The organism is Legionella sp. W10-070 (assembly GCF_900640175.1).
Taxonomy (GTDB): domain Bacteria; phylum Pseudomonadota; class Gammaproteobacteria; order Legionellales; family Legionellaceae; genus Tatlockia.
Genome location: NZ_CAAAJC010000002.1, coordinates 146,188 through 159,632, shown reverse-complemented (window position 1 = coordinate 159,632; position 13,445 = coordinate 146,188). Strand labels below are relative to the sequence as shown.

Here is a 13,445-nt window from a genome sequence, read left to right as displayed (position 1 = left end):
GTTAAAGTAATCTTGCTGGAGATCCCAGAGTTTATTCCTGTAGTTTTCTGGACGTAAAATAATAATGAAGAAAGTCAGTAAAAAAATTATTTTGGGTATATGTTGTTCGACAATGTTAGCGTGGTCTGTTCATGTTTACGCAGCGGAAAATTTTGTTGTACGAGATATTAAAGTCACTGGACTGCAGCGTGTAAGTGCTGGTACGGTTTTAAACTATTTGCCGGTTCAAATCGGTGAAGAAATTGGGCCTGGGTCTACCGCACAAATTATCAAGTCATTATATGATACCGGTTTTTTCCAGTCAGTTTCTCTGGAAAGACAAGGGAATACCTTAATTGTCAAAGTTATTGAGCGGGCGACAATAGGTTCTATTAATATTGTCGGTAATAAGGAAATCCCGAGTGATAAGTTGAAAGAGTTGCTCAAACAGATGGGACTGGTTAAGGGACGTGTATTCCAGAGAGCATCCCTGGAACGCCTGGAGAAGGAGTTAAAGCAGGCTTATAATGCGCGTGGCAAATATAATGCCCGCATTGAATCTAATGTGGCAGCGCTGACTGAAAATAGAGTGGCTATCAATGTCACTATTTCCGAGGGGCGCGTATCGCGTATTAAAGAAATTAAATTCATAGGGAATCATGATTTCTCCAAACATGAGCTGATGTCGGAGTTATCCCTTTCTGAAAGCGGAATATTTACCTACTTTACTAAAAAGGATCAATACTCCAAAGCGTCTATGGACGCTTCGCTTGAGGCGCTTCGTTCCTTTTATCTTGATCGCGGTTACTTGAAATTTAATGTCGTCTCTTCTCAGGTATTGCTGTCCCCCGATAAAAAAGATGTATTTATTAATATTCACATTGAAGAGGGACCTCAATATCGCTTTGCTGGTTACGCAGTGGCAGGTAACCCTATTTTGGCCAGAGAAAAGATGGATTCTTTAATTCAGGTTAAAGAGGGTGATGTTTTTTCCCGTAAAAGGGTAACGGAAAGTATTTCGGCGATTGGTTTGGCTTTAGGCGATCTTGGTTATGGTTTTCCGGCAATTAATGCTGATCCAAGAATTGATGAGACGGACAAGACTGTATTCATAACCTTTATTGTTGAACCAGGCCGCCATGTGTATGTGCGACGCATTAATTTCCATGGCAATACCAAAACGGGTGATTATGTGTTACGTAATGTCATTCGCCAGAATGAAGGCGGTTTGTTATCGTTGCATAATATTAAGGAATCGGAAAGACAACTAAGGCTTTTAGGTTATTTAAAAAATGTTAATGTCAAAACAATTCCGGTGCCTGGTGCAAATAACCAGGTTGACCTGGATATTGAGGTAGAAGAGGCTCCCTCTGCCGAAGCTACCGCTTCACTTGGTTATGGTACCAACGGGCCTCAATTTAATGCTGCCTTTAATCAACATAACTTTATGGGAACGGGACGCTCTATTGGCTTAGGTTTTAACGCCAGTTACTGGGGGCAGGATTATTCGTTAAGCTATTACAACCCTTTTTATACGGATACAGGAATTGGCCGGGGGATTAATTTTTATTTTCAGACGGTTGATCCTAAAAAACTCGATGTATCTTCCTATTCATCCGACCGTTTCGGAGGTGATGTCAATTACAATATGCTGCTCTCAGAAAAAAGCAGCTTTCAGTTGGGCTATGGTTACCAGGATTTGAGGATTAAGTCAGTTGGTTCTGTATTACAAATCCAGAATTTCGTCAATCAGTATGGACGCGATTTCCATCAAATTCGTCTAACAACAGGCTGGAACCGCAACAGCTATGACCAGATACCGTTTCCAACCAGAGGCATCAATCAGCAACTAAGTGCCCTGGTTGCATTACCTGCTTCTTCAAGATCGCTATCTTACTATAAAACAAACTATCAAGCGCACTGGTATCAACCCATAGCCAAAGGTTTTATCTTCACTTTATTGGGAAATGTTGGTTATGGAAATACCTTTAAAGGTAACGGTTTGCCTTTCTTTGAAAATTACTATGCGGGTGGTATTGCCTCTCCTGGTCAGGTTCGAGGTTACCAAAGCTATTCATTAGGCCCTCTGGACAATCAGGGAAATGCCATGGGTGCCAATTTTCTGGTTAATGGAAGTGCGGGTATTATTCTACCTTATCCTTTGAGCCGCGATACCGTCAGGACTACCCTTTTTGCTGATGCAGGTAATGTGTTTTCACGAGGTACCCCTTTTGATCTAAGAGGGTTTGGTGGCGGTCCTTTACGTTATTCTGCAGGTATAGGTGTGGAATGGCGCTCACCCTTTGGTCCATTGGCTTTCAGTGTTGCCAAGCCTTTGAATAAACAACCTTATGATGATCAGCAAGTTTTTCAATTTACTCTGTCTTCCGGCTTTTAAAAAGGATTTTAGTGCCTTTTGAGCTGTTCTCAACGTAGGCTGGGTTTGTAAAAGCCCAGTCATGTCAGAACGGAAAATCAGTCTGAAGTTACAGTACTATTCCATTCGCTTGTTGGGTTCGTATGAGTGACTGCGTTCCAAGCGGTCAATTGGTTTTTGCGCAAAAACTGGGAATCATGCGCTATGGAACCATCTCGGAGGCGGCCGAGTGGATAAGAACACATGAGCCAAGGGAACGAGCTCGATTTTCACAAAGTAAGGGATTGGACCGCTTTATCCCCGATCCGGATATTATAGGTCGATTGGAAATACAGCTTATGGAACTGAGGGCTGCCCGTAGCGCGACATTTCGTCATTATGCCCATGACTCGCGAAGAGATCATAAGATACTGGCGCTTAATCAAATCCTGGCAGCTTATCATGTTGGTAATTTTGATATACTCCGTTACTTCGCCAGAAGCGCTGCTAATAATGATTCACCTTTTCAGGATCGGACAGCTGATGATACCTGGAAACCGTTCGGCAAAAGTGTAACGGCAACACTGGCGCAGGAAGCGTATCGGGATGCCTTAGATAAAATCAGGGTCATGGGCATGCATGGTTGTGGGCTGCGTGCAGATGGGGATGAGATTTATGATCATCGAGAGTATAGGCATGCAGTGGCAGCAGCCGAAGACGCTGCACGAGAAACAGAGGGTGAAGCACGAGGAGCGGAGCGGCACATCTGAAGAAATCCGGCGTCAGGAATCCGTTCAATTCTCCTAACCTCATCATCCTGGCTGAAAAAAAATTCCCTGGAATGGTTTTCTTGATTATCAATATTGATAATCAGCATTTTTTGAGTTCATCAGGTTGTAACGATAGCCGCACTGCCTCGTGAGATAAGTTAACCACAAAGTATAATCCAGGGTATTTTTCCTCCAGAAGTAATCGCTGGTACTGTGTAGCATGCCGTTAATTATTTTTATTGGGAGGGCGTCCGGGGCTTATCGCAACCTCATTTGAATTATGGTAGCATCTAAGTCTTTTAATCAGGAGATAAATAATGAAGCGTGTAATGGGGATTTTAATTGCGCTGGCCTTGACTGTTACGAGTGTCGGTGTTTTTGCGGATGGAGCAAAGATAGGTGTGGTTGACTTGCAGAAGATTATGCAAACCTCCAGCCAGATGAAAACCATTCAACAAAAATTGGAAAGTGATTTTAAACCACGGCGTGATAAATTGGTTGCTATGGAAGAGAGCTTGAAAAACAGCATGGAGAAATTCAAGCGTGAAAGCACGGTAATGAGTCAGGCTCAGAAGAAAGAGTTAGAAAAGAAAATTGTTGCTGCACAGCAGACGTTTGAAAGAGAAGGGCAACAATATCAACAGGAACTAAGTACAGCTCATAATGAAGCAATGGAAGAACTCTATGGTAAAATTCGCAAAGCGATTAATAAAGTTGCTGAGGCAGAGAAGTATGATCTTATTTTGCAAAAAGATGCAGCACCTTTCAGTGTTTCAAAATTAGATATCACAGAAAGTGTAATAAAAGAAATCAATTAATTTGTGGGTAAGACCTATACTCTTGCGGAACTGGCCTACCACCTGGATGGTGTTTTGTACGGCGATGCAACAAAAACCATCCGGGGGGTAGCTTCTCTCAGTTGTGCGCAGGAGAGCGAATTGTCTTCGTTTAATAATTTTGCACTGTTTAAGTTACTCAAGGTAACTCAGGCTGGTGCAGTATTGTTAAAGGAGGAGCATTTGCAGCACCACCCGGTTAATTCCATTGTTATTTCCAATCCCTTATCAAGCATGGCGCTAGCTGCCGAGCTGTTTGCAGACACTGCCAATAACGCGGCAGAAATTCATCCCACCGCGTTGATTTCAGCCTCCGCCAGACTTGGGGAGGGAGTATCGGTAGGCGCTAATTCCATCATTGGTGAAGACGCGAACCTTGCTGATAATGTCAAAATCGGAGCCAATTGTGTACTTGAGGCCTGCGTCTCTGTAGGGGAGCATTCCCTTATCCAGAATGGCGTTGTAATTCATTCCGGCTCTAAACTGGGTAGGCAGATTGTGATTGAAAGTGGTGCAATATTGGGAGCCGCCCCCTTTAATAGTATAAAAAAGCAAGGGAAATGGTTTACAGGCCCTGCTGTCGGTGGTGTTTTTCTGTCAGATTATGTTCATGTTGGTGCAAACACAATCATTACCAGGGGGGCTTTGGGGGATACCTTTATAGGTGACGGAGTACATATCGATAACTTGGTAATGATTGCACATGATGTTATCATTGGCGCAAATTCAGCGGTTGCAGGATGCGCAACCATGGGGGCTTATGCGCAGATTGGTGAGCATTGTATCATCGGTGGTGCCAGTTGTATTGCTGCGCATGTTCATTTGGTTGATGATGTCGTAATTACAGGCATGTCTACGGTGAGTAAATCATTGACTAAACCAGGCATTTATTCTTCAGGCACCATGGTCTGCGAACATCGACAATGGCGTCGAAATGCTGCACGTTTTCGTCGTCTGGATGACTATATTGCGCGGCTGATTAAATTAGAGAAAGATGGGCGACATGATACAGAATAGCATGTTGACAGATAAGTTTAGTTAAATAGTAAAGAATCAAGAGAGATAACGTATGAGTGAAGTCATTGACATAACAAAGGTTTTCGACTTATTGCCACATCGTTATCCATTTATCCTGATTGATCGGGTAATGGATTACAAAGTAATGGATTATTTGATAGCTATCAAAAATGTAACAATAAATGAACCTTTTTTTACCGGTCATTTTCCCGGTAATCCGATTATGCCGGGTGTATTAATGCTTGAAGCGTTGGCTCAAGCGGGAGCGATATTATCCAGTTTGTCAAGAAAGCCTAAGGAAGGGCATGAGTTTTTATATTTTTTTGCAGGTATTGATAATGCCCGATTTAAGCAGGTAGTGACTCCTGGTGATCAATTGCGATTGGAAATCAGGTTGGTTGCTCAGAAGCGAGATTTTTGGCGTATGCATGGCGAGGCGTTTGTTGGTGACAGGCTTGCCTGCTCCGCCGATTTAATGAGTGCATCAAAGGAAATTAAAAGTGATAGATGAGCGTGCAATAATTCACCCTTCGGCGAAATTGGCAAAAGGGGTTTCCATAGGTCCTGGCAGCCTGATTGGTGCTGATGTTGAGATAGGTGAGAACACCTGGATTGGGCCTTATGTTGTAATTCAAGGTCCCACCGTCATAGGTAAGAATAATAAAATTTTTCAATTTGCATCGGTAGGCGATGAGCCTCAGGATATTACCTACAAAGGTGAACCTACGCGGCTAGAAATTGGCGACAATAACATTATTCGTGAATATTGCATGATTAGCCGAGGAACAGTCAAGGGAGGAGGGGTAACTCGTCTGGGCAATGAAAATTATTTAATGGCCTATACTCATATTGGCCACGATTGTATGATTGGTAATAGTACAATCATGGTGAATCATGCGGCATTGTCAGGTCATGTTACGGTAAATGATTATGCCACTATAGGCCCGTATGCTGCTGTTCATCAGTTTTGCCAGGTAGGCGCTTATGCCTTTATTGCCAGAGCCACTTATGTCAGCAAGGATGTATTGCCCTACGTCATGATAGCTGGCCATACGACTTCTGCTTGCGGGATTAATACAGTTGGTTTAAGACGACGGGGGTTTTCTTCAGCAACCATTGATCAATTACGCCGAGCTTATAAGATTATTTTCCGTAAAGGACTCACGGTTCAACAAGCCGTTGCTGAGTTGGAGCTTATGCAGGGTGATTGTCCTGAAGTACTTCCAATGGTTGATGCATTAAATCAAGCCACACGAGGTATAGTGAGATAAAAAATGCTGATTATGCTTGCGGTAGCATTAGGCGGAGCCATAGGAGCGGTATCCCGTTTTGCTACGGTGGTGCTGATGCAGAACCTTTTAGGTTCACGCTATCCGTATGGAACTTTGATGGTGAACTGCATCGGCTCTTTTTTAGCAGGATTCTTAATGATTTTAATCATGGAAAGAATGGCTGCAAGTGATTACTGGCGTTTATTTTTGGTTGTAGGATTTCTTGGGGCTTATACTACTTTTTCGAGTTTTTCCTGGGAAACCTGGGCGCTGTATCAGAATGGTCAATCTGTTACTGCATTGTTTAATGTGATAATCAATAATCTCGGATCGTTAACTTTGGCTTTACTAGGTATTCATTGTGCTCGTTTGATTGGAAGCTAATTTATGACACAGGTGAGGGTTGTGCGTATCTATTTAAGTGAAGATGCTCCTTTGCTTAATGAAATCTATAATTTTTTGCACCAACAAAATATCAGAGGGGCTACTATATTTCGTGGCGTTAAAGGTTATGGCGGTAGTGGTAAAACCCGCGAGTCAACTTTTTTGGATATGCATTTTGATCTGCCAATGGTGCTGGAGTTTTTTGATGAGGCTGAGAAAGTTGAAAAAATTCTGCAGCATTTCAGCCACCAAATTGAAGCAGGCAGAATCTTATCCTGGCTGGCAGAGTCGCTTTAGTTCCAAGACTACTAAAATAAGGATGAACTATGTTAGATCCTCAATTACTTCGTGATAATCCAGAGCAGGTTGCTGAACAGTTATCAAAGCGTGGCTTCCACTTTGACAAGGATGCTTTTATAGCATTGGAAGAGCAAAGAAAGACATTGCAAGTCGCTACCCAAGCCTTACAAAATGAGCGTAATCAGCGCTCCAAAGCAATTGGCCAGGCAAAGGCGAAGGGTGAAGATATTGAGCCGATGCGGGAAGAAGTAAACCGGCTCGGGAAGGAGCTTGATAGTAAAAAATCTGAATTAGAACAAATCTTGAAACAACTGGAAGCAATACTGATTAGCCTGCCTAATTTGCCTCATGCTTCGGTGCCAGTAGGGGAAGATGAGCAACATAACCAGGAAATCCGTCGCTGGGGAGAAGTACCGGCTTTTGATTTTACTGTTAAATCTCACGATGAGTTAGGGGAATCTCTGGGGCAGATGGATTTTGCATTAGCGGCAAAGATTACCGGCAGCCGTTTCGTAGTCATGAAATCTCAAATTGCCAGACTCCATCGGGCCTTAATTCAGTTTATGATGGATATTCATACCAAAGAACATGGTTATGAAGAAATTAATGTGCCCTATATTGTCAACGCCGACAGTTTATTAGGGACTGGACAACTACCGAAATTTGAAGCGGATTTATTTAAATTACAAGGTAGTGATAATTATTACCTTACTTCTACTTCAGAAATTCCTGTGACAAATACGGTTCGTGATACGATCCTGGCTGTGGAATCCCTGCCCATTCGTTATGCCTGTCATTCCCCCTGCTTTCGTAGCGAGGCAGGTTCATATGGCAAAGATACCAAAGGAATGATAAGGCAGCACCAGTTTGAAAAAGTTGAATTAGTGTGGATTACTACACCAGAGACATCTTATGATGCGCTTGAACAACTAACGAAACATGCTGAGGTTATTCTGCAACGGCTCAATTTACCTTATCGAGTGGTGAATTTGTGCACCGGTGATATGGGGGCCAGTGCGGCTAAAACTTATGACCTTGAAGTCTGGCTACCTAGTCAAAATACATACCGGGAAATTTCTTCTTGCTCCAACATGGAGGCATTTCAAGCGCGCCGCATGAAGGCACGTTACAGGCATCCGGAAACTCAGGAGATACATTTAGTGCATACTTTAAACGGATCGGGCCTTGCAGTGGGGCGAACACTTGTTGCCATTATGGAAAATTATCAAGATAAGGAAGGTAATATCCGTATTCCTGATGCACTCAAGCCTTATTTGGGGGGGCTAGAGATTATCAAAAAATAATTCTTGATAATCAGATGCACGTACTGGTTAGAATCAGGTGAACCGCACTTTAAACCACACCCAAGCGAGAATGGTAAGTTGAAAAACGGAGGCTTTTATATTAATGTCGCTGCTGATGCACCGTTGTATTCTCAAAAAAACGTTGGAAAAATAACGCCTTTATTCAAAGCCTGACCAGTTTGCTCCACAATGCCTTCATAACTCATGTTACGCACGTGCGATATACCTCAAGTTAAACAACGGCGTTGATTTACGGTAAGCTATTTTGCCATATTCAGTTTGTTTTTTACGGGTGCCGGGCGTTTTCTAAGGAAATTGCCGCTTTGGGTGGGGATTGGAGCAAAAATAATGAGTATTATAACCAAGAGCGATTCTTGTTAGCCCAATGGAAGCGATATCGTTGCTGTGGCAGTTTCGATACCGGCGGTACGTTTTTAACCTTAGCAGGCATTTTTCTATTTGGGTCTGTGTTTGGCAGTATCTTAGTGGTTCTCAGTGCCACCATGGGGGCAACGCTTTTGTATTTTGCAGTCAAAACTTCTCTTGGCGATTGGCTTGCGCAAAAAGCAACTGGATGGATGAGCCGGATGCGGGAAGGGTTTCAGGAAAATGCGTTTTCTTATTTATTATTTTTGCGTTTGGTTCCGCTGTTCCCTTTCTGGGTGATTAACATTGTGCCCGCGTCCCAAAGCCACACCAATTACCAACAAAACAAACCCAAGTTAATCTCATGATTAAAAATGGAATATCAATGGCCACAAATCAAGGAAATGAAATGACAGGCATACTCAATCAAAAACAAATCGAACAATCGTCGCGATACACAGGTTTGCTTTGAATCGTTGTCTAAATGCGAATACGAGATATTATGGGCACTTGATAATGGCGAGACATTACACGAGGTTTGCTCGAAGGCGCTCAGTCAATCTTTTTTGCAGAAACATTTGATGATCGGATCGTTTGGTGCTTATGCTTATCAAGCTGGCAAATTCTAAATAGAATGCGCCCCGCCAAAAGGCTCACGTAACCCTTGATTCATTGATCGGAGTGACAGGAATTGAACCTGCGACCCCTGCCTCCCGAAGGCAGTGCTCTACCAGTCTGAGCTACACTCCGTTTAATGGTTTAATGATCGCGTTGCAATGCAAATTGTGCCAGATCTTCCAGTGCCTTTTTATATACTGAGTCAGGTAAAATTTGTAAGCTGGATAACGCGCGGTCAACTTCAAGTTTGGCAAAATCACGGGTATATTCTATCGCCTTTGTTTCTTCGATAGCAGTTAATATAGCGGCCAGGTTATGCAGACTTCCTTCCTCAATACTTTCCTTAATGAGTTGCTGCTGCGTGGCATTACCGTTTTTTAAAGCATGAAGCAAAGGAAGCGTTACTTTGCCATCAGCCAAATCATCGCCAATATTTTTACCAATAGTACTGGCATCGGAACAATAGTCCAAGGCATCATCAATAAGCTGAAAGGCATTTCCTAAATGGAGTCCATAGTCATATAAACTTTTTTCTGTTGCTTTATCTGCATGATTTAAAAGAGGACCAATTGCGGCAGAAGCTGCGAATAAAAGCGCTGTTTTGGCGCGAATGACATCGAGGTATTCCTCAACACTAAGAGAGGAATTATGGCGATTGGTTAGTTGCTTCACTTCACCGCAGCTTATCTGATGAGAGGTATCTGCCAGTAGATGAAGGATTTTCAGGTTGTCCACACTCACCATAAGTTGTACAGACTGGGTAAACAGGTAGTCGCCAACCAGAATGCTGGCTTTACTTCCCCAAATTTCATTGGCTGTTTCCCGTCCGCGCCTTAATGTTGACTCATCAACCACATCATCATGCAACAAGGTGGCTGTGTGAAAAAACTCAACCATCGCAGCAAGGGTAATGTGTTCCTGACCTTTATAGCCGCAGGCATGACTTGCTAAAAGCACTAACAGAGGTCGCAAGCGTTTGCCTCCGCTTTGCACAATATGATGGGCTAAATCATCAATCAACCCTACCTGAGACTGTATCTTATCAACAATCAGGGCATTTACTGCATCAAAATCTGCGCTAACCAATGCTTTTAAACGGGCAACCGTCATTATTTATCCTCTGGCCTGGAATTTATGCATGCTAAGGGTGGCTTGAAATAATGTCAAGTTTAAAAGCGTCAAGGGGTGCGCCTTAAACTGCGGTTTTTCCTTGAAAGTTATAGGATGGGTGGAGCGCCAGCAGCCAGTTGACTAAGGAATAAGAAGTGCTTTATCAGGGAAAAGTGCTGGATGTCCTGTATTACCAGCTTCAAATAATTACTGACTCATCGGTAAACAGGGCCATTAGCGCGGTTAAAAACTGGCTTATCTTTTCCATAGGACAGAAAAGTCTACCTTGGAAATGGAGTTACGAGACTTTAGCTTTGCATTTTCTTATATTGATGCTGGAAAATCACTTCAGCAAATTGATATAGAACCATTGGAAGAGGAGAATCAACCTCTTCCGACAGTCAAGGGGATAGCAGTCTGGTTTAGACATTAAAGCGGAAATGCATTACGTCTCCATCGCAAACGACATAATCCTTACCCTCTAACCTTAATTTTCCTGCTTCTTTTGCACCCTGTTCGCCGCGGTGGGCGATAAACGCTTCATAGGAGATTACTTCTGCGCGAATAAAACCTTTCTCGAAGTCTGAATGAATAACTCCAGCTGCCTGGGGTGCTGTTGCTCCCTTAGGTATAGTCCAGGCCCGTACTTCTTTAACGCCTGCAGTAAAATAGGTTTGTAATCCCAACAATTGATAGCCTGCACGGATAACTCGATGCAAACCGGGTTCTTCAAGGCCCAAATCAGCCATAAATTCCTGACGCTCTTCCTCATCCAAATCCATTAGTTCAGCCTCAGTTGAAGCACATAAGGCGACAATACTTGCTCCTTCGTTGGCGGCCAGTGCTGTAACCTGATCCAAAAGCACATTATTGGTATAGCCATTATCATCAACATTGGCGATATAAAGTACGGGTTTTGCAGTAAGTAAAAACAGACGGCGAACCAGGGTTTCTTCCTCATTGGTTAGTGTTAAAGTCCTTACCGGAAGTCCTTCATCCAAATGGACTTTTACTTTTTCTAATGTCTGTTTTTCAAATAATGCTTCTTTATTACCGCTCTTACTGTTTTTGTTCGCTTTATTCAATGCCTTTTCAACGGATTCCATATCGGCTAATGCAAGTTCAGTGTTGATCACTTCAATATCACTTAAAGGCTCTACCTTTCCCTCCACATGAATAACGTCTGTATTTTCAAAACAACGAACAACATGGGCAATGGCGTCCGTTTCCCGGATATTGGCTAAAAACTGGTTACCCAATCCCTCTCCACTGGATGCACCCTTCACCAGCCCCGCAATATCGACAAATTGCATGGTTGCAGGTAGTGTTTGCTGTGGTTTTACTATTTCAGCCAGCGCATCCAATCGTGGATCGGGGACAGTAACAATGCCCACATTGGGTTCGATGGTACAGAAGGGATAATTGGATGCTTCAATACCTGCTTTTGTTAAGGCATTAAACAAGGTGGATTTGCCTACATTGGGCAACCCGACTATCCCACATTTAAATCCCATAATTTTCACCTCAATTTTTATAATCTTAATGTTTGAGAATAGTTGCCAATAAGATTCTAGCCATTTAATAAATTCATTGCTGCAGCAATGGTGCCTGTTACTACTGTTGGTATCGCCGCCACGCCTCTGTCAATCGCCTCCACTATCAGTTGACGATCATCGGGAGACGGTTTTCCCAGCACATAGTTTAGTACCAGTTCTTTATGTCCGGGGTGGCCAATGCCGATTCGCAAGCGATGAAAATCTGATCTTCCAAGTTGGGTCATGATGTCGCGCAAGCCATTATGTCCACCATGCCCGCCGCCTGTTTTTATTTTTATTCGCCCGGCTGGCAGGTCAAGTTCATCATGAACCACGAGAATTTCACTGGCATCAATCCGGTAAAACTGGCTTACCTCTCTTGCAGGCAAACCGCTATGGTTCATAAAAGTTAATGGTAACAATGCCTTGCAGGGATGACTATTGATTACTAAATTGGTTAATTCACCATGCAGTTTTTTGTCGGTTTTAAACGAAGCATCATAGTGTCGGGCGAGTGCTTCAACAAACCATCCACCGGCATTATGCCGTGTATGTTCATAGGTCGACCCGGGATTACGCAGGCCAATGATTAATTTAATTGCCATGAGATTTCTATAAATTATCTCTTAATTGGAAAGCAACGCGGACTCAAGGAAAAGCTGTCTTGTTCAGGCTCTGTGAGCCAATTATATTTTGAGCCACAGAACCCTCTTGTCTTGCTGAGTTTAGCACAAGGCTCCAGCAGCGAAGCCTTTTTTGCCAAACCCAGGAACAGACAAGAATTTAGGTGAACCCATACCATCCTGGTATTCTTTTACCTTGCAGTATGATGTTATGTTACTCTGCGCTTTCTTCCTCTGGGGCAGCTGTTTCTTCTTCAACTGGACCACCCTTTGGAGCATGAATACTGACAACGGGTAAGTTATGGCTGCCATCAGCGATATCAATTGTTAATTGTACCCCTTTTGGAAGTTTTAAATCGGATAAATGAACAACCTCATCCATGCCGACATTAGCCATGTCAACTTCAATAAATTCAGGTAAATTTTTTGCCTGGCAGCGAACTTCTACCTGGGTCATTGTGTGGGTAATAATACCGCCTGCCTTGACACCTTTTGAGGATTCTTCATTAATGAAATGAACAGGGATATTTTTTACCAGGACATCTTTTGCAGAAACACGCTGCAGATCCATATGCAGAACAACAGGCTTGTAAGGATGGCGTTGCAAGTCTTTCAGGATAACGTGCTCAACCTTACCATCAACCTTTAAGTCAAACACACTTGAGTAAATGCTTTCATTTTCCAGTGCCTTGATGACCTTATTATGCAGCAGATTTAACGTTTTAGGTTCTTTATCACCCCCGTATAAAACTGCAGGGACTTTATTTTCAAGACGACGCAGGCGGCGGCTCGCACCTTTCCCTATATCGTTTCTTGATTCAGCTTCTAAAATAATTGATGACATTGTAGTCTCCGTAAATGTAAGTAAAGCCCTTTATTTGCCCGCGACCAGGACACACCTAAAAAGCAGGAAAAGGCGACGTAGTATATAATAATTTAAAATCAACTTGAAGTCGTTGCGGTAATTTCATAGAAT

14 protein-coding genes and 1 tRNA gene are annotated in these 13,445 nt (G+C 42.9%); 10 read left to right on the top strand and 5 right to left on the bottom strand.

Annotated features, from left to right (window positions below; genetic code table 11):
- The first annotated feature begins 64 nt into the window (after window positions 1-64).
- The 10 genes from bamA to E1O65_RS01665 all read left to right on the top strand — a co-directional run bounded on the left by bamA (window position 65) and on the right by E1O65_RS01665 (window position 8,951).
- Entirely contained in the window at window positions 65-2,377 is a 2,313-nt protein-coding gene (bamA, locus tag E1O65_RS01710; protein WP_133131866.1) for an outer membrane protein assembly factor BamA, read from the top strand.
- Between the two features lie 122 nt (window positions 2,378-2,499).
- Entirely contained in the window at window positions 2,500-3,105 is a 606-nt protein-coding gene (locus E1O65_RS01705; protein ID WP_133131865.1) for a hypothetical protein, read from the top strand.
- A gap of 317 nt (window positions 3,106-3,422) precedes the next feature.
- On the top strand, window positions 3,423-3,923 hold the full coding sequence (locus tag E1O65_RS01700; RefSeq protein WP_133131864.1) for an OmpH family outer membrane protein: 501 nt from the start codon (window positions 3,423-3,425) through the stop codon (window positions 3,921-3,923).
- A 3-nt stretch (window positions 3,924-3,926) separates the two neighbouring features.
- A complete protein-coding gene (lpxD, locus tag E1O65_RS01695; RefSeq protein WP_133131863.1) occupies window positions 3,927-4,958 on the top strand; it encodes a UDP-3-O-(3-hydroxymyristoyl)glucosamine N-acyltransferase in 1,032 nt (343 codons plus the stop codon).
- Between the two features lie 52 nt (window positions 4,959-5,010).
- A complete protein-coding gene (gene fabZ / locus E1O65_RS01690) occupies window positions 5,011-5,469 on the top strand; it encodes a 3-hydroxyacyl-ACP dehydratase FabZ (RefSeq protein WP_133131862.1) in 459 nt (152 codons plus the stop codon).
- Window positions 5,459-6,229, top strand: coding sequence for an acyl-ACP--UDP-N-acetylglucosamine O-acyltransferase (gene lpxA / locus E1O65_RS01685; RefSeq protein ID WP_133131861.1), 771 nt, complete (start codon window positions 5,459-5,461; stop codon window positions 6,227-6,229). The genes fabZ and lpxA overlap by 11 nt, the downstream gene beginning before the upstream one ends.
- 3 nt (window positions 6,230-6,232) lie before the next feature.
- Window positions 6,233-6,613: a fluoride efflux transporter CrcB gene (gene crcB, locus E1O65_RS01680; protein ID WP_242601510.1), complete on the top strand. Its 381-nt coding sequence runs from the start codon at window positions 6,233-6,235 to the stop codon at window positions 6,611-6,613.
- A 21-nt stretch (window positions 6,614-6,634) separates the two neighbouring features.
- A complete protein-coding gene (locus E1O65_RS01675; RefSeq protein ID WP_207384213.1) occupies window positions 6,635-6,910 on the top strand; it encodes a DUF190 domain-containing protein in 276 nt (91 codons plus the stop codon).
- Window positions 6,911-6,939: 29 nt separating this feature from the next.
- Window positions 6,940-8,217 (top strand): serine--tRNA ligase, encoded by a 1,278-nt coding sequence (gene serS / locus E1O65_RS01670; protein ID WP_133131859.1) that lies wholly within the window; start codon window positions 6,940-6,942, stop codon window positions 8,215-8,217.
- Between the two features lie 323 nt (window positions 8,218-8,540).
- A complete protein-coding gene (locus tag E1O65_RS01665; RefSeq protein ID WP_242601509.1) occupies window positions 8,541-8,951 on the top strand; it encodes a VTT domain-containing protein in 411 nt (136 codons plus the stop codon).
- Between the two features lie 308 nt (window positions 8,952-9,259).
- Here the strand turns inward: E1O65_RS01665 and E1O65_RS01660 are convergent.
- From E1O65_RS01660 to E1O65_RS01640, 5 genes are all read right to left on the bottom strand, one after another.
- Window positions 9,260-9,333 (bottom strand) — tRNA-Pro (locus tag E1O65_RS01660).
- Window positions 9,334-9,342: 9 nt separating this feature from the next.
- The gene (locus E1O65_RS01655; RefSeq protein WP_133131857.1) at window positions 9,343-10,311 is read right to left on the bottom strand and encodes a polyprenyl synthetase family protein; all 969 of its coding nucleotides are present in this window, start codon (window positions 10,309-10,311) and stop codon (window positions 9,343-9,345) included.
- A 422-nt stretch (window positions 10,312-10,733) separates the two neighbouring features.
- Window positions 10,734-11,825 (bottom strand): redox-regulated ATPase YchF, encoded by a 1,092-nt coding sequence (ychF, locus tag E1O65_RS01650; RefSeq protein WP_133131856.1) that lies wholly within the window; start codon window positions 11,823-11,825, stop codon window positions 10,734-10,736.
- A gap of 56 nt (window positions 11,826-11,881) precedes the next feature.
- The gene (gene pth, locus E1O65_RS01645) at window positions 11,882-12,451 is read right to left on the bottom strand and encodes an aminoacyl-tRNA hydrolase (protein WP_133131855.1); all 570 of its coding nucleotides are present in this window, start codon (window positions 12,449-12,451) and stop codon (window positions 11,882-11,884) included.
- Window positions 12,452-12,683: 232 nt separating this feature from the next.
- On the bottom strand, window positions 12,684-13,313 hold the full coding sequence (locus tag E1O65_RS01640) for a 50S ribosomal protein L25/general stress protein Ctc (RefSeq protein WP_133131854.1): 630 nt from the start codon (window positions 13,311-13,313) through the stop codon (window positions 12,684-12,686).
- Window positions 13,314-13,445: the final 132 nt, after the last annotated feature.

Excerpts from the sequence above, each read along its gene's own strand:
- bamA (WP_133131866.1), top strand. The coding sequence starts at position 65 with ATGAAGAAAGTCAGTAAAAAAATTATTTTGGGTATATGTTGTTCGACA.
- fabZ (WP_133131862.1), top strand. The coding sequence starts at position 5,011 with ATGAGTGAAGTCATTGACATAACAAAGGTTTTCGACTTATTGCCACAT.
- pth (WP_133131855.1), bottom strand. The coding sequence starts at position 12,451 with ATGGCAATTAAATTAATCATTGGCCTGCGTAATCCCGGGTCGACCTAT.
- crcB (WP_242601510.1), top strand. The coding sequence starts at position 6,233 with ATGCTGATTATGCTTGCGGTAGCATTAGGCGGAGCCATAGGAGCGGTA.
- E1O65_RS01705 (WP_133131865.1), top strand. The coding sequence starts at position 2,500 with ATGAGTGACTGCGTTCCAAGCGGTCAATTGGTTTTTGCGCAAAAACTG.
- E1O65_RS01700 (WP_133131864.1), top strand. The coding sequence starts at position 3,423 with ATGAAGCGTGTAATGGGGATTTTAATTGCGCTGGCCTTGACTGTTACG.
- serS (WP_133131859.1), top strand. The coding sequence starts at position 6,940 with ATGTTAGATCCTCAATTACTTCGTGATAATCCAGAGCAGGTTGCTGAA.
- E1O65_RS01640 (WP_133131854.1), bottom strand. The coding sequence starts at position 13,313 with ATGTCATCAATTATTTTAGAAGCTGAATCAAGAAACGATATAGGGAAA.
- ychF (WP_133131856.1), bottom strand. The coding sequence starts at position 11,825 with ATGGGATTTAAATGTGGGATAGTCGGGTTGCCCAATGTAGGCAAATCC.
- E1O65_RS01655 (WP_133131857.1), bottom strand. The coding sequence starts at position 10,311 with ATGACGGTTGCCCGTTTAAAAGCATTGGTTAGCGCAGATTTTGATGCA.